The organism is Pseudomonas sp. MAFF 730105 (assembly GCF_055380705.1).
Window position 1 is genome coordinate 977008 of sequence record NZ_AP018438.1, and the last position, 20857, is coordinate 997864.

At 61.1% G+C, this 20857-nt stretch carries 18 protein-coding genes; 10 read left to right on the forward strand and 8 right to left on the reverse strand.

Annotated elements, in window-relative coordinates:
- Positions 1-380 precede the first annotated feature (380 nt).
- Positions 381-2504, forward strand: a complete 2124-nt coding sequence (locus tag PCOSP_RS04135) for an acyltransferase family protein (RefSeq protein ID WP_464710400.1) — start codon at positions 381-383, stop codon at positions 2502-2504.
- 113 nt (positions 2505-2617) lie between these two features.
- On the opposite strand, the gene PCOSP_RS04140 is transcribed toward PCOSP_RS04135, so the two are convergent.
- Positions 2618-3334, reverse strand: coding sequence for an SIMPL domain-containing protein (locus tag PCOSP_RS04140; RefSeq protein WP_464710401.1), 717 nt, complete (start codon positions 3332-3334; stop codon positions 2618-2620).
- A 248-nt stretch (positions 3335-3582) separates the two neighbouring features.
- On the opposite strand from PCOSP_RS04140, the gene PCOSP_RS04145 reads away from it, so the two are divergent.
- From PCOSP_RS04145 to PCOSP_RS04160, 4 genes are all read left to right on the forward strand, one after another.
- Positions 3583-4845 carry an ATP-binding protein gene (locus PCOSP_RS04145; RefSeq protein ID WP_139645732.1) on the forward strand — a complete coding sequence of 421 codons (1263 nt, stop codon included), beginning with the start codon at positions 3583-3585 and terminating at the stop codon, positions 4843-4845.
- Positions 4838-5398, forward strand: coding sequence for a response regulator transcription factor (locus PCOSP_RS04150; RefSeq protein WP_003177957.1), 561 nt, complete (start codon positions 4838-4840; stop codon positions 5396-5398). The genes PCOSP_RS04145 and PCOSP_RS04150 overlap by 8 nt, the downstream gene beginning before the upstream one ends.
- Before the next feature lie 94 nt (positions 5399-5492).
- The gene (locus tag PCOSP_RS04155) at positions 5493-7220 is read left to right on the forward strand and encodes an ABC transporter ATP-binding protein/permease (RefSeq protein WP_139645734.1); all 1728 of its coding nucleotides are present in this window, start codon (positions 5493-5495) and stop codon (positions 7218-7220) included.
- 167 nt (positions 7221-7387) lie between these two features.
- Positions 7388-8134 (forward strand): FadR/GntR family transcriptional regulator, encoded by a 747-nt coding sequence (locus PCOSP_RS04160; RefSeq protein ID WP_139645737.1) that lies wholly within the window; start codon positions 7388-7390, stop codon positions 8132-8134.
- A gap of 209 nt (positions 8135-8343) precedes the next feature.
- On the opposite strand, the gene PCOSP_RS04165 is transcribed toward PCOSP_RS04160, so the two are convergent.
- The gene (locus tag PCOSP_RS04165) at positions 8344-8709 is read right to left on the reverse strand and encodes a hypothetical protein (protein ID WP_139645738.1); all 366 of its coding nucleotides are present in this window, start codon (positions 8707-8709) and stop codon (positions 8344-8346) included.
- Positions 8710-8802: 93 nt separating this feature from the next.
- On the reverse strand, positions 8803-9000 hold the full coding sequence (locus PCOSP_RS04170) for a hypothetical protein (RefSeq protein WP_139645740.1): 198 nt from the start codon (positions 8998-9000) through the stop codon (positions 8803-8805).
- Positions 9001-9216: 216 nt separating this feature from the next.
- Between PCOSP_RS04170 and kdgD the strand changes: the two genes are divergently transcribed.
- The 5 genes from kdgD (at position 9217) to PCOSP_RS04195 (ending at position 15810) form a co-directional block, all read left to right on the forward strand.
- The gene (gene kdgD, locus PCOSP_RS04175; RefSeq protein ID WP_041022062.1) at positions 9217-10128 is read left to right on the forward strand and encodes a 5-dehydro-4-deoxyglucarate dehydratase; all 912 of its coding nucleotides are present in this window, start codon (positions 9217-9219) and stop codon (positions 10126-10128) included.
- Between the two features lie 98 nt (positions 10129-10226).
- Positions 10227-11672, forward strand: a complete 1446-nt coding sequence (locus tag PCOSP_RS04180; RefSeq protein ID WP_139645742.1) for an aldehyde dehydrogenase family protein — start codon at positions 10227-10229, stop codon at positions 11670-11672.
- A gap of 84 nt (positions 11673-11756) precedes the next feature.
- Complete coding sequence (locus tag PCOSP_RS04185) at positions 11757-13121, forward strand: MFS transporter (protein WP_139645744.1); 1365 nt, start codon at positions 11757-11759, stop codon at positions 13119-13121.
- A 13-nt stretch (positions 13122-13134) separates the two neighbouring features.
- Positions 13135-14688, forward strand: a complete 1554-nt coding sequence (gene garD / locus PCOSP_RS04190) for a galactarate dehydratase (protein ID WP_139645746.1) — start codon at positions 13135-13137, stop codon at positions 14686-14688.
- 180 nt (positions 14689-14868) lie between these two features.
- Positions 14869-15810 (forward strand): AEC family transporter, encoded by a 942-nt coding sequence (locus PCOSP_RS04195; RefSeq protein WP_139645747.1) that lies wholly within the window; start codon positions 14869-14871, stop codon positions 15808-15810.
- Between the two features lie 139 nt (positions 15811-15949).
- On the opposite strand, the gene PCOSP_RS04200 is transcribed toward PCOSP_RS04195, so the two are convergent.
- The 5 genes from PCOSP_RS04200 to gatA form a co-directional block, all read right to left on the reverse strand.
- Complete coding sequence (locus PCOSP_RS04200; RefSeq protein ID WP_041024440.1) at positions 15950-16330, reverse strand: carboxymuconolactone decarboxylase family protein; 381 nt, start codon at positions 16328-16330, stop codon at positions 15950-15952.
- Positions 16327-17388, reverse strand: coding sequence for a calcium/sodium antiporter (locus tag PCOSP_RS04205; RefSeq protein WP_139646125.1), 1062 nt, complete (start codon positions 17386-17388; stop codon positions 16327-16329). The genes PCOSP_RS04200 and PCOSP_RS04205 overlap by 4 nt, the downstream gene beginning before the upstream one ends.
- A 49-nt stretch (positions 17389-17437) precedes the next feature.
- Positions 17438-17815, reverse strand: a complete 378-nt coding sequence (locus PCOSP_RS04210; RefSeq protein WP_047699503.1) for a septal ring lytic transglycosylase RlpA family protein — start codon at positions 17813-17815, stop codon at positions 17438-17440.
- 133 nt (positions 17816-17948) lie between these two features.
- Positions 17949-19394 carry an Asp-tRNA(Asn)/Glu-tRNA(Gln) amidotransferase subunit GatB gene (gatB, locus tag PCOSP_RS04215; protein ID WP_041024438.1) on the reverse strand — a complete coding sequence of 482 codons (1446 nt, stop codon included), beginning with the start codon at positions 19392-19394 and terminating at the stop codon, positions 17949-17951.
- A 10-nt stretch (positions 19395-19404) separates the two neighbouring features.
- The gene (gatA, locus tag PCOSP_RS04220) at positions 19405-20856 is read right to left on the reverse strand and encodes an Asp-tRNA(Asn)/Glu-tRNA(Gln) amidotransferase subunit GatA (protein WP_139645750.1); all 1452 of its coding nucleotides are present in this window, start codon (positions 20854-20856) and stop codon (positions 19405-19407) included.
- Position 20857 lies beyond the last annotated feature (1 nt).

Consider the following 20857-nt stretch of genomic DNA (forward strand, 5'->3'; position numbering starts at 1 on the left):
CGCTATGGGACCTTGGCGCCGTCGAAGGTTTACTCAAGGACCGCGCCGCGGAGCGTGTCTTGGACCACTACCTCAACCCCAAGTCGCCAGAGCCACCCACCGATCCGCGCATCGACAGCCTGTTCTCCGTAACCGCCAAAGCAGACGCCGACACGCTACCAGCCGTTTCGAGGGTAGCGAGCAGAGCTGATAGAGCGGCGAGAACGGAGGCCTGCCGAGGATCGATCTCGACGCCCAGAAATTGGGAATGAAACCGGTCGGGCTAAGGCGAGATTGAAAAGCGTTCAGCAGGAGCGCTCCAACCCCTATAATGGTTTTTTTGATGAGCGATCAGCCGGAATCGCTTTATCGCCCATTCAAAAATGTTCCAGGATAAATGAATGTTCTATCGACCCTTTGAGATCGCATCGAAGCCTGTGCGTGGGATGTGGTTTAAGCCACTTGGAAATAACAAGGAAAACCGCGAAGACGCTTTGCCCGTGCTGGACTCTTCTGCTACCGAGTGTCGAAAGTCTTCAATTGAATACCGTCCGGATATTGATGGGCTTCGGGCGATTGCTGTTCTGCTCGTGCTTGTTTTTCATGGTGGCTTAGCGCTATTTCCGTCGGGTTTTATCGGCGTGGACATCTTCTTCGTAATTTCGGGGTATTTGACAACCTCGATTATCATGAAGTCGCTGAACAATGGGACATTCACTTTTTCGGAGTTCTATACGCGTCGTATCTGGCGATTACAGCCGGCCATCATCGCGTTGCTGATAGCGACATTGATAGTCACAGCGCTGCTGTATCTGCCGCATGACTTTATCGCTTTTCTAAAAAGTGAAAAGTACACTTCATTACTACTTTCAAACCAGTATTTCTACAAGGCTACAGCGGGTTATGCGACGCCCGATGCGGCGAGCCTGCCGCTTCTGCACACCTGGTCACTGGCCATCGAGTGGCAGTGGTATCTGGCCTTGCCGCTGGGCCTTTGGCTGCTGAACCGTTATGTGGCAAAAAAAGCCTTCAAGGCGACTGTCCTCGGCTTGACGATGGTATCAATGGCGCTTGCTTTGTACCTGTCCCAGGCGCTTCCGGAAAAAAGCTACTACTTCTTCACTGCTCGAATCTTCGAGTTGATGATCGGTTCCTGCGCGGTCATCTTCAGCGCCGATAGATTCAGGCTTAGTCGACTGAGCGCCTCTTTGGTTTGTGGGTTTTCGCTTGCCATAATCATCTACTGCGCTACCCGGGAAAATATCCTGGCGGGTTTTCCGGAGTACCATGCCATTGCAGTGTGTGTCGCCACCGCTATCCTGCTCTTTCGGGGTATAGGCGATGCCAGCATCACGTCGAAAATATTGGCACTCAAACCGTTGGTATTTATAGGCACGCTCTCATACTCTTTGTATTTGTGGCATTGGCCGATCCTCGCGGTGATGAGCTATATGGACATCGCCCTCAATCCGATGCTCACGGTCATCTACTTCGTATCCACTTTCGTGATTGGCTACCTTTCCTTTGTTCTGATCGAAAACAGATTTCGGAAGGCCAGAGCCGGCTTCATCAAGACGCTGGTATTACTGATGATTCTGCCCGCCATCAGCCTTTCGCTGCTCCACTCTTCCGGCCAGAAACACGAGGGATGGCCGAATCGTTTTGGCGAGGGTTCGAGTAACGTGCTTAATGGCTTGAGGGCCTCTGTGCCAGCCAAGCGGGAGAAGTGTCTGGGTGGCAGTGATGGTGCCGACTCCGGCTGCATCATGGGAGCCAAGCAGGCCACGCCACAGGTATTCCTGACGGGAGATTCGTATTCGAACCACTACTGGGGCTTTGTTGAAACGCTGGCCAAAGACGCCAATCTTTCTGTACTAGCGCAAGGGTACCCAGCGTGCCTGACACTGCCCAATATTTACCTCTACAGCCGGCATAAGCATAAGGATACACTGTATCAGAAATGCTATCAGGCCACTCAGCGGTACTACGACATCATTGCTAGAAACCGTTTCCAGTACGTGATTATTGGCCAGCGTTGGGAATCCTATCTTTCCGATGCCATTGTTACGAAACCGGATGATCCTCGTAGCCCTGAACTCTCGTATCAACGCCTGGGCGTGGCGATTCGCGAAGCCCTGGACACTATCGTGGAATCCGGTGCTACCCCGGTCTTTCTGAGGGACGCTTTGCCCATGCCGGCAGGTATCAACAGATGCCTGTTCAAACAAGTCAAGTTGCGGGGCTTGATGGGGAGCGCCGAGCAAAGCAGCCAGTGCGTTTCGGTGCAATCGTCAGGTGATGAAAACCCTGTATTGGTGAAGCTGTTCAATGATTTGAAAGTCGAATATCCGAGCTTGATTCTCATTGATCCGAAAGACGTGCAGTGCAAAGACGGTAGCTGCATGACCGCTGTCGATGGTTTCCCGGTTTATCGTGACGTTGGCCACATGACTGACTACGCCTCTTACAAGTTTGGTGAGATGTACCTCAAGCGCTTCGGTAATCCGCTGAATGTCATTCGTTGATGCTCGGATAATGGATCACTTCCTTGGTGGCGAGGGAACAAGCGCCCTCGCCACCAAGGGCATGGCCACCGTCAGCGTTCAGCCAGCGAAGTAACCGGCAGAACCAGGACCGATCACTGCATCAACACCTCAATCGCCCCATCCGCCGTCATGCTCACCTTGCTGGTGCCTGCTTCCACTTCAGGCGTGACGGACTCGGCATCCATGGAACCGGCTTTCATCATCATCGGTGCGCGCATGTAGGGTTGTGGATAACCGTTGCTGTTGAGGTTCAGGTTGACGATTTTGTAGCCCTTGCCACCCAGGGCTTCGGTGGCCAGTTGGGCGCGGGCCTTGAAGGCGTTGACGGCGTCCTTGAGCAGGGCGTCTTCGCTGCTCTGGCGGGTGGCGGTGGAGATGGCGAAGTCCATGCCGCCCATTTTCATGTCGGTCAGCAGCTCGCCAGTGAGTTTGGACAGGGCGGCGAAGTCGGCGCTTTCCAGGCGCAGTTCGGCGCGTTCGCGCCAGCCGGTGATTTTCTGGCCCTTGCCGTCGTAGATCGGATAGCTGTTGCGGCTGCCCTGGCGCAGGGTGATGTCCTTGACTTCCTTGGCCTGGCCGATGGCTTTGTTCAGCGTGGTGCTGACGGCGGCGGCGAGCTTGGCCGGGTCGGTGTTTTGTTCTTCGGTGTAGAGCGTGACGATCATCAGGTCACGGGCCACTTCCTGGCTGGCTTCGGCGCGCAGGGAAATCTGGTTGTAGTGCAGTTCATCGGCGGCCAGGGCCGGCAGGCTGGCGACGGTGCCGAGGCTGAGGGCGAGGAGGGCGGCGGGGCGACTGAACGTGTGCATGAAAGCTCCTTGGGATGATGTGCAGGGGTAAGGTCCGGGCCTGCGTGAACGATAAGACTCTAGCGTTTGTGGTGTGGTTCGCCCAGTTACAACTTCTATACAGATGCATAAGGCCAATGAAGATCCCCTCGCTACAAGGTGATAGGTAGCGTTCAGGGGCTGTGGCGCTTTGCCGCATAGCTGCCGCTGCAACCCGCGCCTTGGTTATACTCCGTGCGATTCGCCTGGAGCGCTCATCAGGAGAGCTCATGCTCGCCCCTTTGCAAATGACTTCCGCCTCGCGCCAGAATCTCTGGCGGCTGACGTTCATCCGGATACTGGTCCTTGCGGCCCAGGCCGGGTCCGTGGGGCTCGCCTATTGGTTCCAGTTGTTGCCGCTGCCCTGGTTGCAACTGGCGATTACCCTGGTGTGCGCCTCGGTGTTGTGTGCGCTGACGGCCATTCGGCTGCGCGCCTCGTGGCCGGTGACGGAGCTGGAATACGCGGTGCAGCTGGCCTGCGACCTGTTTATCCACAGTGCCTTGCTGTATTTCTCCGGCGGTTCGACCAACCCTTTCGTGTCCTACTACCTTGTGCCGCTGACCATCGCCGCAGTGACATTGCCGTGGCGTTATTCGCTGATTCTTTCCGGTATCGCCCTGGCGCTGTACACCTTGTTGCTGGCGCGGTTCTATCCCCTGGAAACTTTCCCCATCGCTCGGGAGAACCTGCAGATCTACGGCATGTGGCTGAGTTTCGCCCTGGCCGCGTCCGTCATCACGTTTTTTGCCGCGCGCATGGCCGAGGAGCTTCGCCGCCAGGAAGAGCTGCGGGCCATCCGGCGTGAAGAGGGCCTGCGGGACGAACAGCTGCTGGCCGTGGCGACCCAGGCCGCTGGCGCCGCCCATGAGCTGGGCACGCCGCTGGCGACCATGAGCGTGCTGCTCAAGGAGATGCAACAGGATCATCCCGACCCGTTGTTGCAGGACGACCTCAGCGTGCTGCAGGATCAGGTCAAGCTCTGCAAGGAAACCCTGCAATACCTGGTGCGTGCCGCCGAGGCCAACCGCCGGCTGGCGATCGACATGCAGGACGTCACCGACTGGCTCGACGAGGCCCTGAATCGCTGGCACTTGATGCGCCCCGAAGCCAGTTACCGCTTCCAGTGCCTGGGCCATGGCCCGGTGCCACGCATGGCGCCGCCACCGGACTTGACCCAGGCCTTGCTGAACCTGTTGAACAACGCCGCCGACGCCTGCCCCGAAGGCCTGGAGGTGGCGCTGGACTGGAATGCCTACGAATTGACCATCAGCATTCGCGACCACGGCGCCGGTGTGCCGCTGGCCATCGCCGAGCAGATCGGCAAGCCGTTCTATACCACCAAGGGCAAAGGCCTGGGCCTGGGCCTGTTTTTGAGCAAAGCCAGCGTGACACGCGCGGGCGGCTCGGTGAAACTCTACCCCCATGAGAGCGGCGGCACGCTCACCGAGCTGCGCCTGCCCCATGCCGACCGAGGAGACGAACATGAGTGACGAGATCCAAGTCGACGGCGAAGAACTGCCGCACCTGTTGCTGGTGGACGATGACGCCACGTTTACCCGCGTCATGGCCCGGGCGATGTCCCGTCGCGGCTTTCGCGTGAGCACTGCCGGCTCCGCCGAGGAGGGCTTGACCATCGCCCAGGCCGACCTGCCGGACTATGCCGCCCTGGACTTGAAGATGGACGGCGATTCGGGCCTGGTGCTGCTGCCCAAGCTGCTGGAGCTGGACCCGGAGATGCGCGTGGTGATCCTCACCGGTTATTCGAGCATCGCCACGGCGGTCGAAGCCATCAAGCGCGGCGCCTGCAATTACCTGTGCAAGCCGGCGGACGCCGATGACGTGCTGGCGGCGCTGCTGTCCGAGCACGCCGACCTCGACACCCTGGTGCCGGAAAACCCCATGTCGGTGGATCGCCTGCAGTGGGAGCACATCCAGCGGGTGCTGACCGAGCACGAGGGCAACATTTCCGCCACTGCCCGCGCCCTGGGCATGCACCGGCGCACCTTGCAGCGCAAATTGCAGAAGCGGCCCGTGCGTCGCTGAACCTGTGCTGAACGGATGTTGTCCACCCCCTCGCGACACATCGGGCCGTTGCTCTATGATCGGCCCGACTCTTTCTCTTTATTGAGCTTTAACCATGAATCAGAACGCTGAATATTCCGCGGTCAACGATGCAGTGCGCGGCCAGTTTTTCCGCCGTGTCTGGCACATGACCACGCCGTACTGGCGCAGTGAGGAGAAGGGCAAGGCCTGGACGCTGTTGATCGCCGTCATCGCGCTGTCGCTGTTCAGCGTGGCGATTTCGGTGTGGATCAACAGTTGGTACAAGGACTTCTACAACGCCCTGCAAGAGAAGAACAGCGCGGCGTTCTGGCAACTGATCCTGTATTTCTGCGGCATCGCCGCCGTGGCGATCCTGGGCGCGGTGTATCGCTTGTACCTCACGCAGATGCTCACCATCCGTTGGCGGGCCTGGCTGACCGAGCAGCATTTTGCCCGCTGGCTCAGCAACAAGAATTACTACCAGCTGGAGCAGGGCGGCTACACCGACAACCCGGACCAGCGGATTTCCGAAGACCTCAACAGCTTCACCAGCAATACCTTGGGCCTGGGGCTGGGCTTGCTGCGCAACGTGGTCAGCCTGGTGTCGTTCTCGATCATCCTGTGGGGCGTCTCGGGCAGCATCGAAGTGTTCGGCTACACGATTCCCGGCTACATGTTCTGGTGCGCGCTGGTGTACGCGGCGGTGGGCAGTTGGCTGACGCACCTGATCGGCCGTCGCCTGATCGGCCTGAACAACAACCAACAGCGCTTCGAAGCCGACCTGCGTTTTTCCATGGTGCGGGTGCGCGAGAATGCCGAAAGCATTGCACTGTACAACGGCGAGCCCAACGAAAACCGTCGCCTGAGCGGACGTTTCGGACTGGTCTGGCATAACTTCTGGGACATCATGCGGGTGTCCAAGCGCTTGACGTTCTTCACCTCCGGCTATGGCCAGATCGCGATCATCTTCCCGTTCATGGTGGCGGCGCCGCGTTACTTCGCCGGCAAGATCCAGCTGGGCGAACTCATGCAGATCAATTCGGCGTTCGGCAACGTGCAGGAGAGTTTCAGCTGGTTCATCAGTGCCTATACCGACCTCGCCGCGTGGCGCGCCACTTGCGATCGTCTGCTGAGTTTCCGCCAGGCCATGAGCGACAACGAAGAGCGCGTACCGGCTATCGACGTGCAAAACCAGGGTAACCAACTGAAGGTGCACAATCTGGGATTGGACCTGACTGACGGGCGACATCTGCTTAGCGATGCCGACATGACCGTTGGAGCCGGGGAGCGGGTGATGCTCAGCGGCCGTTCCGGTAGCGGTAAATCCACCCTGCTGCGGGCGATGGGGCACCTGTGGCCCACCGGGCATGGACGCATTGTGCTGCCGGCGACGCGTTATCTGTTCCTGCCGCAAAAGCCTTACCTGCCGATTGGCAGCCTGCGCGAAGTGCTGAGTTATCCACAGCCCGGCGACGTCTACCCCAACGAACGTTATGCACAGGTGCTCGAAACCTGCCGCCTGCCGCACCTGATTGTGCGCCTGGATGAAAGCAATCACTGGCAGCGCATGCTGTCGCCCGGTGAACAACAACGCCTGGCCTTCGCCCGTGCGCTGCTCTACGCACCGCTGTGGCTGTACATGGACGAAGCGACATCGGCGATGGACGAGGAAGACGAAGCGACGCTGTACCAGGCGCTCATCGATCAGCTGCCGGGGGTGAGCATCGTCAGCGTCGGGCACCGAAGCAGCTTGAAACGATTCCATCCACGACATGTACGTATCGAAAATGGCCAACTGCTGGAGCCTGCCGCAGTCACCTGATCGGCAGTCGAACACTGTTGTGGCGAGGGGATTTATCCCTGTTGGGCTGCGCAGCAGCCCTCGCCACAATCAGCAATCCTTGACGAGGCCCGCAGGGATACAGTGATCATACAACCACGTTACGCTATGATAATGCGCATTCAATCGCTTGCCGAGTAAGAAGCCCCATGGAAAACCCGATCGACATACCACGCTTTCCCCGTAAGCGCCGCAGCCTGGCGCAGGAGTTGGTGACGGTGCTGACCGAGCAGATCCGTGACGGCCTGCTCAAGCGTGGCGACAAGTTGCCCACCGAGTCGGCGATCATGGAGGCCCATGGCGTCAGCCGCACCGTGGTACGCGAAGCGATTTCCCGCTTGCAGGCGGCCGGCCAGGTGGAAACCCGCCACGGCATCGGCACCTTTGTGCTGGACACCCCCAGCCCGAGCGGTTTTCGAATCGACCCGGCCACGGTGGTCACCTTGCGTGATGTGCTGGCGATCCTGGAATTGCGTATCAGCCTGGAAGTGGAGTCCGCCGGGCTCGCCGCCCAACGCCGCAGCGACGAGCAACTGGCGACGATGCGCGCCGCCCTCGACGCACTGAACGAAAGTGCGACCCACGCCACCGACGCAGTGGCCTCGGACTTCGCTTTCCATCTGGAAATCGCCCTGTCCACGGGCAACCGTTATTTCACCGATATCATGACCCACCTGGGCACCAGCATTATCCCGCGTACCCGGGTGAACTCGGCACGCCTGGCCCATGACGACCAGCAACACTACATGGACCGCCTGAGCCGCGAGCACGAGGAAATCTACGAAGCCATCGCTCGTCAGGACTCCGATGCCGCCCGTGCCGCCATGCGGCTGCACCTGACCAACAGCCGCGAGCGGCTGCGCCAGGCCCACGAAGAAGCGCAAGCACAGGGCTGATCCCCGAGACCCCCTGTGGCGAGGGGATTTAGCGAAACGTTGCACCGCCCCGTTGGGCTGCGTAGCGGCCCCAAAAGTAGCGATGCCGTCCCTCTGACGCACCGAGGTGTCAGGGTTGGGTCTGCTGCGCAGCCCAGCGGGGATAAATCCCCTCGCCACAGGGTGGTCTACGTCCATGGCGACGTACCAGCAGCATGAGCTGGAGAGCCTTACTTGACCTTCAAGCGAACCGGCGCCGAAACCATATCATCGCCATAGTCATCGGACTCGCTGAAATACCGATAGCGCAGTTCGACTACCTGGCCACGATACTTTTCCAGCCTGGCCTTGGGCACGGTCAGTTCCAGTTCGGTGAGTTTCTGGGCGTTGCCCTCGTCATCATAGGTGACCAGGGACTTTCGATCGGACCATTCAACGGGTTCCGAACCGAGTACCGGGGCGACTTCCCACTCGTATCCGATCTTGTCCAGGTCCGGGATTGTGAATTTCAACCCGCCCTCCAGACCCGCCAGATCGATGGTGACTTCGTCTGTGTCCGGGAACTGGACGAGAACAGGCGTTTTATAGGTGCTCATAGTGTCACTCCTTGAGGGATCGACCGTGGCGTTTTGGCTTTAAAGCGCCCTTTGTGGAACTCAGGTTGCGGATTCCGACGGCACGCCATCAACCTAGTCTGTCCGGTAATCGACATGCTCGACACTGCCGTCGCTGTTCAGGTGGAATTCCTTGTAGATGACTTCGTAGGCGTGGTCGCTGCCTGGAAATACCACCCGATCGCCTACGTTGACGTGCAGGTCGAATTCGGCGAAATCCAGCGTCTGTTGTTTGGCTTCGTGGGTGTAGTGGAATCGATGTTGAGTCTTCATGGTTAGCCCTCCGCGACGGTTCAGGCTTTTTTAGGGCAAAGCCTGACGAGGCGAAACTGTCAAAGTCGACAGTGCGGATGAACGGTCCACCGGACTTTTTCCCCCTTGATGACGAAATGCAGTTGACGTTCGTATTTTAAGTTGTACGATGACCTACAACTTCTGGCCGAAGCTTATCTCTCTCATACACATTTTGCGTCCCAGGGTGTTCGAATAATGAATCCACAAGAACTGAAGTCCATCCTCTCGTCTGGCCTGCTGTCGTTCCCGGTCACCGATTTCACTGCCCAAGGCGATTTCAATCGCGACAGCTACATCAAGCGCCTCGAGTGGCTGGCCCCGTACGGCGCCTCGGCCCTGTTCGCCGCCGGTGGCACCGGTGAATTCTTCTCCCTGGCCGCCAGCGAGTACTCCCAAGTCATCAAGACGGCTGTCGACACCTGTGCCACCAGCGTGCCAATCCTCGCCGGTGTCGGCGGTGCGACTCGCCAGGCCATCGAGTACGCCCAAGAGGCTGAGCGCCTGGGTGCCAAAGGGCTGTTGCTGCTGCCGCACTACCTGACCGAAGCCAGCCAGGACGGCGTTGCCGCCCACGTTGAAGCAGTGTGCAAATCGGTGAAAATCGGCGTGGTGGTGTACAACCGCAACGTCTGCCGCCTGAACGCCGTGCAGCTCGAACAACTGGCCGAGCGTTGCCCGAACCTGATCGGCTACAAAGACGGCCTGGGCGATATCGAACTGATGGTGTCGATCCGTCGTCGCCTCGGCGATCGTTTCAGCTACCTGGGCGGCCTGCCGACCGCTGAAGTCTATGCTGCGGCCTACAAAGCCCTGGGCGTGCCGGTCTATTCCTCGGCGGTGTTCAACTTCATCCCGAAAACCGCGATGGACTTCTACAACGCCATCGCCCGCGACGATCACGCCACGGTCGGCAAGATCATCGATGACTTCTTCCTGCCGTACCTGGATATCCGCAACCGCAAGGCCGGTTATGCCGTGAGCATCGTCAAGGCAGGCGCGAAGATCGTCGGTTATGACGCCGGTCCCGTGCGCACGCCGCTGACCGATCTGCTGCCGGACGAGTACGAAGCCCTGGCCGCGCTGATCGACAAGCAAGGCAAGCAGTAACAGACCCGACGAGCCGCTGAGCAATCAGCGGCTCGTTCCCATGCTCAGCGTGGGAGCGACCTCGGAACCAGACAGGCTATTTGTAAGGAGAAGCATCCGTGGCAGATGCAAAGCGTTTCGATAACTACATCAATGGTCAGTGGGTGGCCGGTGCCGACTATTGCACCAACATCAACCCGTCTGACCTGTCCGATGTCATCGGCGAATATGCCAAGGCCGACGCAGCTCAAGTCAATGCCGCCATCGAAGCCGCCCGCGCCGCGTTCCCGGCCTGGTCGACTTCGGGCATCCAGGCTCGTCACGATGCGCTGGACAAAGTGGGCAGCGAGATCCTCGCCCGCCGTGAAGAGCTCGGCCAACTGCTGGCCCGGGAAGAGGGCAAGACCCTGCCCGAGGCCATCGGCGAAGTGACCCGCGCCGGCAACATTTTCAAGTTCTTCGCCGGTGAATGCCTGCGCCTGTCCGGCGACTATGTGCCGTCGGTGCGTCCGGGCGTCAACGTCGAAGTGACCCGTGAAGCCCTGGGTGTGGTCGGTTTGATCACGCCGTGGAACTTCCCGATCGCCATCCCTGCGTGGAAAATCGCCCCGGCCCTGGCCTACGGCAACTGCGTGGTGATCAAGCCTGCCGAGCTGGTACCGGGTTGTGCCTGGGCCCTGGCCGAGATCATTTCCCGCGCCGGTTTCCCGGCCGGTGCGTTCAACCTGGTGATGGGCAGCGGCCGCGTGGTCGGTGACCTCCTGGTCAACAGCCCGAAAGTCGACGGCATCAGCTTCACCGGTTCCGTGGGCGTGGGCCGGCAGATCGCCGTCAGCTGTGTGTCGCGCCAGGCCAAGGTGCAGTTGGAAATGGGTGGCAAGAACCCGCAGATCATCCTCGACGACGCCGACCTCAAGCAGGCTGTCGAACTGGCTGTGCAAAGTGCGTTCTACTCCACTGGCCAACGCTGCACGGCTTCGAGCCGCCTGATCGTCACCGCCGGTATCCACGACAAGTTCGTCGCGGCCATGGCCGAGCGCATGCAGTCGATCAAGGTCGGTCATGCCCTGAAGGCGGGTACGGACATCGGACCGGTGGTTTCCGAAGCCCAACTCAACCAGGACCTGAAGTACATTGACATTGGCCAGAGCGAAGGTGCGCGGCTGGTCAGTGGTGGTGGCCTGGTGACCTGCGACACCGAAGGCTATTTCCTGGCGCCGACCTTGTTCGCTGACAGCGAAGCGGCCATGCGCATCAGCCGTGAAGAAATTTTCGGCCCGGTGGCCAACGTCGTGCGCGTGGCCGACTACGAGGCTGCGCTGGCGATGGCCAACGACACCGAGTTCGGTCTGTCCGCCGGTATCGCCACCACGTCGCTCAAGTACGCCAACCACTTCAAGCGCCACTCCCAGGCGGGCATGGTGATGGTCAACCTGCCGACGGCCGGCGTGGATTACCACGTGCCGTTCGGCGGGCGTAAAGGTTCGTCCTATGGTTCGCGTGAGCAAGGTCGCTACGCGCAGGAGTTCTACACCGTGGTGAAGACCTCCTACATCGGCTCGTAACACGCAGCACCGGTCGGCGCTGAAACCGGCGCCGACCGCACAAATTGATTTCCCGTATAAAAATAAATAGTGGAAGTAGATTAAATGCAAGAAACCAAGCCGACTCGCGTCCGCTATTTGATCCTGCTCATGCTGTTTTTGGTGACGACGATCAACTACGCCGACCGCGCAACTATCGCCATCGCAGGCTCCAGCCTGCAGAAAGACCTCGGCATTGACGCCGTTACCCTCGGTTATATCTTCTCCGCTTTTGGTTGGGCCTACGTGGCCGGGCAGATTCCCGGCGGCTGGCTGCTCGATCGTTTCGGTTCGAAAAAGATCTATGCGCTGAGCATTTTCACCTGGTCGCTGTTCACCGTGCTGCAAGGCTATGTGGGTGAATTCGGCCTCTCCACCGCCGTGGTTGCGCTCTTCATGCTGCGCTTTCTGGTCGGGCTGGCTGAAGCGCCATCCTTCCCAGGCAACGCCCGCATCGTCGCGGCCTGGTTCCCCACCGCGGAACGCGGCACCGCCTCGGCGATCTTCAACTCGGCGCAATATTTCGCCACGGTGTTGTTCGCGCCGTTGATGGGCTGGATCGTCTACCGCTTCGGCTGGCAGCACGTGTTCATCGTGATGGGCGTGGTCGGCATCGTGTTCTCGCTGATCTGGCTCAAAGTGATCCACAGCCCGCGCCAGCACCCGATGATCAACGAAGCCGAGTTCAACCACATCGCCGCCAACGGTGCGATGGTCGACATGGACCAGGACAAGGGCAAGGAGAAGAAGGCCGACGGTCCGAAATGGGATTACATCCGCCAACTGCTCACCAATCGCATGATGCTCGGCGTGTACCTGGGCCAATACTGCATCAACGGTATCACCTACTTCTTCCTGACCTGGTTCCCGGTGTACCTGGTTCAGGAGCGCGGCATGACCATCCTCAAGGCTGGTTTCATCGCGTCCTTGCCGGCGATCTGCGGTTTCATCGGCGGCGTGCTGGGTGGAGTGATTTCCGATTACCTGCTGCGCAAGGGTCACTCGCTGACCTTCGCCCGCAAGGCGCCGATCATCGCCGGCCTGCTGGTGTCCAGCAGCATCGTGGCCTGCAACTATGTCGAAATCGAATGGATGGTGGTGGGCTTCATGGCCCTGGCCTTCTTCGGTAAAGGCGTGGGCGCGCTGGGCTGGGCCGTGGTGTCCGATACGTCGCCAAAACAGATCGCCGGTTTGAGCGGTGGCCTGTTCAACACCTTCGGCAACCTGGCGTCGATCACCACGCCAATCGTCATCGGCTACATCATCAGTGCCACCGGCTCGTTCAAGTGGGCGCTGGTGTTCGTCGGTTGCAACGCCTTGGTGGCGGTGTTCAGCTATCTGGTCATCGTCGGGCCGATCAAGCGTGTCGTGCTCAAGGAACCTACGGCCAAGGATGCCGACCTCGCCAGCCTGTCTGAAGTCAAATCCTGAAGGAGCGGCACCGATGCAATTGATTGAACATGCCGATTCCCCCCGTTATATCCGCCTGCACGAGCGGGACAATGTGGTGATCGTCGTCAATGACCAGGGCGTGCCGGCCGGAACCGAGTTCCCGGACGGTCTGGTCACCGTGGACTTCGTGCCCCAGAGCCACAAGGTCACGCTGCAAGACATTCCCGAGGGCGGCGAGGTGATTCGCTATGGCCAGGTGATTGGCTACGCGTTGCAACCGATCCCCCGTGGCAGCTGGGTCAAGGAAGACCAGTTGCGCATGCCCACCGCGCCACCGCTGGACAGCCTGCCGCTGTCCACCGACGTACCGGCGGCCGATGCGCCGCTGGAGGGTTATACCTTCGAAGGCTACCGCAACGCCGACGGTACCGTCGGCACGCGCAATATCCTGGGTATCACCACCACGGTGCAGTGTGTGACCGGGGTGCTGGATCATGCGGTCAAGCGCATCAAGGATGAATTGCTGCCCAAGTACCCGAACGTCGACGACGTGGTAGCGCTGACCCACAGCTACGGCTGTGGCGTGGCGATCACCGCCACCGATGCATACATCCCGATCCGCACCGTGCGCAACCTGGCACGCAACCCGAACCTGGGTGGCGAGGCGCTGGTGATCAGCCTGGGTTGCGAGAAATTGCAGGCCGGCCAGGTGATGCATGAGAACGACAGCTCGGTGGATCTCAGCGAGCCATGGTTGTATCGCTTGCAGGACTCCAGCCACGGCTTCACCGAGATGATCGAGCAGATCATGGAGCTGGCTGAAACCCGCCTGAAGAAACTCGACCAGCGCCGTCGTGAGACCGTGCCGGCTTCGGAGTTGATCCTGGGTATGCAGTGCGGCGGCAGCGATGCGTTTTCCGGCATCACCGCCAATCCGGCCCTGGGCTATGCCTCGGACCTGTTGCTGCGCGCCGGGGCGACGGTGATGTTTTCCGAAGTCACGGAAGTGCGAGATGCCATCTACCTGCTGACCTCCCGGGCGCAAACCCGGGAAGTCGCCGAGGAGCTGGTGCGTGAGATGGACTGGTACGACCGTTACCTGGCCAAGGGCGAAGCGGATCGCAGCGCCAACACCACGCCGGGCAACAAGAAGGGTGGGCTGTCGAATATCGTCGAAAAATCCCTGGGCTCGATCGTCAAGTCCGGCAGCAGCGCGATCAGCGGCGTGCTCGGTCCTGGCGAGCGCTTCAAGCAAAAGGGCCTGATCTTCTGTGCCACGCCGGCCAGCGATTTTGTCTGTGGCACGCTGCAACTGGCGGCGGGGATGAACTTGCACGTGTTCACCACCGGCCGTGGCACGCCGTACGGTCTGGCGATGGCTCCGGTGGTGAAGGTCTCGACCCGTACTGAACTGGCCCAGCGCTGGCCGGACCTGATCGACATCGACGCCGGTCGGATTGCCACGGGTCGTGCCTCGATCGAGGAACTGGGTTGGGAGCTGTTCCACTATTACCTGGACGTGGCCAGCGGCAAGAAGCAGACCTGGGCGGAACGGCACAAGCTGCACAACGACATCACCTTGTTCAACCCGGCGCCGATTACCTGATCTGACGTTGTCGTTGATCGTTCCCACGCTCTGCGTGGGAATGCAGCCAGGGACGCTCCGCGTCCCGAGAGCCGAACGCGGAGCGTCCGTTGAGGCATTTCCACGCAGAGCGTGGGAACGATCAGTGGGAAAGTGGCTTATCATTAGCCACCTAACGACACCCCTCTCAAGGTCTCCGGCATGCTGGCAATTTTCCTCGAAACCCTGAACATCACCGCGCCGGTGTTTGCCATGCTGTTTCTGGGGGCGTTGCTCAAGCGCATCGACTGGATCAACGACAACTTCATCCACATCGCCTCGTCCCTGGTGTTCAACGTCACCATGCCGGCGCTGTTGTTCCTCGGCATCCTCCATGCCGACCTGCATGCGGCGTTACAGCCGGACCTGCTGATCTATTTTTCCATCGCCACCCTGGTGAGCTTTGCCATGGCCTGGGGCTGGGCGATCTGGCGTTGCCCGCGGGAAGATCGCGGCATCTACACCCAAGGCGCGTTTCGTGGCAACAACGGGGTCATCGGCCTGGCGCTGGCGGCGAGCATGTATGGCGACTACGGGATTTCCCTGGGGGCGATCCTCGCGGCGTTGGTGATCCTGTTCTACAACACCTTGTCGACCATCGTGCTGGCGGTCTATAGCCCGGTGATCAAGTCCGACCCGTGGAGCATCTGCAAAAGCGTGTTCAGCAACCCGCTGATCATCAGCGTGATCATCGCCGCGCCGTTTGCCTATTGGCAGATCGGCCTACCAAACTGGTTCGAGACGTCAGGCAAGTACCTGGCGCAGATGACCTTGCCCCTGGCGCTGATCTGCATCGGCGGTACGCTGTCGCTGGCGGCGTTGCGCAAGAGTGGCAAGATGGCCATGAGTTCGAGCCTGGTGAAGATGGTCGGCCTGCCGGTGCTGACCACCCTGGGCGCCTGGCTCTGGGGCTTTCGCGGGGCGGAATTGGGGATTCTGTTCCTGTACTTCGGCAGCCCGACTGCCGCCGCCAGCTTCGTCATGGCCCGCGCCGCCGATGGCAACCATGAACTGGCGGCGGCGATCATCGTCATCACCACGTTGATGGCGGCGATTACCACCAACCTGGGGATCTTTGTGTTGCAGTGGGGCGGGTGGATCTAGGCTTTTGTGGTGCGCTTGAGGTCCAATCGCGAGCAGGCTCGCTCCCACATTCGACCGCATTCCTTCTGAAAAACCCGATCAACTGTGGGAGCGAGCCTGCTCGCGATGGCGCCAGTCCATACAGCCCCAATCCCGCGCTTTACTCCGGCTTCTGATACGCCTCGATCACTTCCTGCGCCGCCCGAAACGCATCGATCGCCGCCGGCACCCCGGCATACACCGCGCAATGCAGCAACGCTTCGCGAATCTCCTCCACCGTGCAGCCGTTGTTCAGCGCGCCACGCACATGGCCTTTGAGCTCCTGGGGGCATTTGAGGGCAGTGAGGGCGGCGAGGGTGATCAGGCTGCGGGTTTTCAGGGGCAGACCCTCGCGGCTCCAGACGCTGCCCCAGGCATGTTCGTTGACGAAGTCCTGCAGGGGTTGGGTGAATTCGGTGGCGTTGCCCAGGGCGCGGTCGACGAACGCATCGCCCATTACCTGGCGACGCATGTCCAGGCCGGTCTTTGGGGTGTCGGTCATGGCAAATCCCTCTTGTGGTGTTGGCGGCGCCAGGCGCGCACCGAGGTGAACAGCAAGAATACGAGCAGGACCGGCAGCACGTAGAACAGCATCAGCCGCTCCAGTTGGCCAGCCAGGGGCATGCCGGTGGTGAACGACATCACATGGAGCCCATAGGCCAGGTACAAGCCCAGGAGCAACAGACCTTCGGCGCGGGTGACCCGGTACCCGGAGTAGAACACCGGCAGGCACAGCACCGCCACGCCGAGCATTACGGGCAGGTCGAAATCCAGCGCGTTCGGCGAAACCGAAAGCGGCGTCGGTGCGAGAAGGGCGGTCACCCCGAGTACCCCCAGCAGGTTGAACAGGTTGCTGCCGATCACGTTGCCCACTGCGATGTCGCGCTGGCCCCGCAGAGCGGCGATCAGTGAGGTCGCAAGCTCCGGCAATGAGGTGCTGACGGCGACGATGGTCAGGCCGATGATGCGTTCCGAAAGTCCCAGGTCGGTGGCGACTTCCACCGCCGCGCCCAGCAGCAGATGTCCGGCAAAAATCAGCATTGCCAGACCCGCTGCGATCATCGACAGGCTCTTGAGCCAGGACGCTGGTGTCACCTTGACCGCTACGGCATGGGGACGCCCGGAGTGCCGTGACTGACGCAGCAACAAGCCCAGGTACACCGCCAGGGCGATCAGGAGCAGCACGCCGTCCAACCGCGTCAGCTCTTCGTTCCAGGCCAGCACGAACACCAACAGACTGGCGCCGATCATCAGGGGGATGTCCAGGCGCACCAGTTGGCGCGAGACCCGCAATGGAATGATCAGCGCCGACAGGCCGAGGGTCACGAGGATGTTGAAGATGCCGCTGCCGATCACGCTGCCGACGGCGATGTCGGCGTTCTGCGTCAGGGTCGCTTGCAGGCTGACGGCCATCTGTGGCGCGCTGCTGCCGAAGGCGACGACGCTCAGGCCGATGATCAGGGGGCGTACTTGCAAGCGCGCCGCCAGGCCGACAGCGGCCCGCACCAACAACTCGGCGCCGACGATCAGCAACAGCAGGCCACCGAACAGTTCGATCAGGCTGAACAGCGGTAAATCGGCGAGTAGGGAAATGGCCGGGCTCCGTCTATCAATCGTCGAGGGCTTGGACGCGGACCCGCGCGGTGCCGGTGCGCAACATGCCCAGTTGCTCGGCGGCTTCACGGGACACGTCGATCAGGCGGCCTCGGGTATACGGGCCGCGGTCGTTGATACGGACCACGACACTGTCATTGTTGCCCAGGTTGGTGATTTTCACCCGTGTGCCGAATGGCAACTGGCGATGGGCTGCAGTCAGGCTGTGCTGGTCGAAACGCTCGCCACTGGCGGTGCGCTTGCCGTGGTGTCGGGCGCCGTAATAGGAGGCCACGCCTGTCTGGTCGTAGCCGTGTGGATCGACCGTCCCGCTCTGGCTGGCGCAACCGGCCAGCAGGGACAGCAGGGCGCAGGCGCCGAGGAGACGCTTCATTCTATGACCCCATGATCGTTCCCATGCTCTGCGTGGGAATGCAGCCCGTGACGCTCTGCGTCACAAAAAGCGGACGCGGAGCGTCCAGTGAGGCGTTCCCACGCGGAGCGTGGGAACGATCACCGTCCATAAGTCAGCCCTCGAGCTTGCTTTTCAGCAGTTCGTTGACCTGTTGCGGGTTGGCCTTGCCCTTGGAGGCTTTCATGGCCTGGCCGACGAAAAAGCCGAACATCTTGCCACGCTTGGCTTCGTCCGCTGCACGGTACTGTTCGACCTGCTCGGCGTTGGCCGCGAGCATCTCATCGAGTACGGCGGAAATGGCACCGGTGTCGGTGACCTGCTTCAAGCCGCGCTTCTCGATGATCTCGTCGGCGCTGCCTTCGCCATTGGCCATGGCTTCGAAGACCATCTTGGCGATCTTGCCGGAGATGGTGTTGTCCTTGATCCGCAGCAGCATGCCGCCCAGTTGCTCGGCCGACACCGGCGACTCGTCGATTTCCAGCCCCTGCTTGTTCAGCAGGCTGCCCAGTTCGACCATCACCCAGTTGGCCGCCAGCTTGGCGTCGCCGCCGATGCCGACGACTTTTTCAAAGTAATCGGCTTGTTCGCGGCTGGTGGCCAGGACGTTGGCGTCATAGCTCGACAGCCCGAACTGCGCCTGGAAGCGCTCGCGTTTCTGCGGTGGCAGTTCCGGCAGGGTGGCGCGCACGTCGTCGAGGAACGAATCTTCGATCACCACCGGCAGCAGGTCCGGGTCGGGGAAGTAACGGTAGTCGTTGGCTTCTTCCTTGCTGCGCATCGGACGGGTCTCGTCCTTGTTCGGGTCGTACAGGCGGGTCTGCTGGATGACCTTGCCGCCGTCCTCGATCAGTTCGATCTGGCGCTGGATCTCGCTGTTGATCGCCTTCTCGATGAAGCGGAACGAGTTGACGTTCTTGATCTCGCAGCGCGTGCCGAATTCCGCCTGGCCCTTGGGTCGGATCGATACGTTGCAGTCGCAGCGCAGCGAGCCTTCGGCCATGTTGCCGTCGCAGATGCCCAGGTAGCGCACCAGTGCGTGGATCGCCTTGACGTAGGCCACGGCTTCCTTGGCGCTACGCATGTCCGGTTCGGAGACGATTTCCAGCAGCGGCGTGCCGGCACGGTTCAGGTCGATGCCGGTGGCGCCGTTGAATTCTTCGTGGAGGCTCTTGCCGGCGTCTTCTTCCAGGTGCGCCCGGGTGATGCCGACACGCTTGACCGTGCCGTCTTCCAGGGCGATGTCCAGGTGGCCCTTGCCGACAATCGGCAGTTCCATCTGGCTGATCTGGTAGCCCTTGGGCAGGTCCGGGTAGAAGTAGTTCTTGCGGGCGAACACGTTGTGCTGGCCGATCTCGGCGTCAATCGCCAGGCCGAACATCACCGCCATGCGCACCGCTTCGGCGTTGAGCACCGGCAGCACGCCAGGCATGCCCAGGTCGACCAGGCTGGCCTGGGTGTTGGGCTCGGAGCCGAACGTGGTGGAACTGCCGGAAAAGATTTTCGACCGGGTGGTGAGCTGGGTGTGAATCTCCAGCCCGATCACGACTTCCCATTGCATGTGTTTCTCCTCAGAAGCCGGTTGGGGTGCGGGTGTGCCAGTCAGTGTTCAACTGATACTGGTGAGCCACGTTGAGCAGGCGGCCTTCCTGGAAGTACGGCGCGAGCAACTGCACGCCCACCGGCAGGCCATCGACGAAACCGGCCGGCATGGACAGGCCCGGCAAGCCGGCGAGGTTGGCGGTGATGGTGTAGACGTCTTCCAGGTAGGCAGCGACCGGGTCGCTGTTCTTGGCGCCGAGTTTCCAGGCCGGGTTCGGCGTGGTCGGACCGAGGATGATGTCGACCTCGTTGAAGGCGGCCATGAAGTCGTTCTTCACCAGACGGCGGATTTTCTGCGCCTTGAGGTAGTAGGCGTCGTAATAGCCGGCGGACAGCGCGTAAGTCCCGACCATGATCCGCCGCTGCACTTCGGCGCCGAAGCCTTCGCCTCGGGAGCGCTTGTACAGGTCGATCAGGTTTTCCGGGTTTTCGCAGCGATAGCCGAAGCGCACGCCGTCGAAACGCGACAGGTTCGAGGAGGCTTCCGCCGGGGCGATCACGTAGTACGCGGGAATGGCGTGTTGCATGTTCGGCAGGCTGATTTCCTTGACCACGGCGCCGAGCTTTTCCAGCTCCTTGACGCTGTTGTGGATCAGGTCGGCGATGCGTGGGTCGAGGCCGGCGCCGAAGTACTCCTTCGGCACGCCGATGCGCAGGCCTTGCAGCGAGCCGCTGAGGCCGGCGCTGTAGTCTGGCACCGGTTCATCGATGCTGGTGGAGTCGTTCGGGTCGAAGCCGGCCATGCCTTGCAGCAGCAGCGCGCAGTCTTCGGCGGTGCGCGCCAATGGGCCGCCCTGGTCGAGACTGGAGGCGTAGGCAATCATGCCCCAGCGCGACACGCGACCGTAGGTAGGCTTGAGGCCGGTGAGGTTGGTGAACGCCGCGGGCTGGCGAATCGAGCCGCCGGTGTCGGTAGCGGTAGCGGCCGGCAACAGGCGCGCGGCCACGGCGGCGGCGGAACCGCCGGACGAACCGCCCGGTACGTGTTCCAGGTTCCAGGGGTTCTTCACCGGGCCGTAGTGGCTCGACTCGTTGGCCGAACCCATGGCGAATTCGTCCATGTTGGTCTTGCCCAGGGTCACGGCGCCAGCGGCTGCGAGCTTGGCGACCACGGTGGCGTCGTAGGGGGCCTTGAAGTTGTCGAGCATCTTCGAGCCGCAGCTGGTGCGCACGCCCTGGGTGCAGAACAGGTCCTTGTGGGCGATCGGCGCGCCGAGCAGGGCACCGCCTTCACCGTTGGCACGGCGGGCGTCGGCCGCCTTGGCCTGGCCCAGGGCCAGCTCTTCGGTCACGCTGATGAAGCTGTTGAGCTGCGGGTCGAGCTGGGCGATGCGTGCCAGCAGGGTTTTGGTCAGCTCTTCGGAGGAAAACTTTTTATCGGCGAGTCCGCGGGCGATCTCGGCCAGTGTCATGTGATGCATG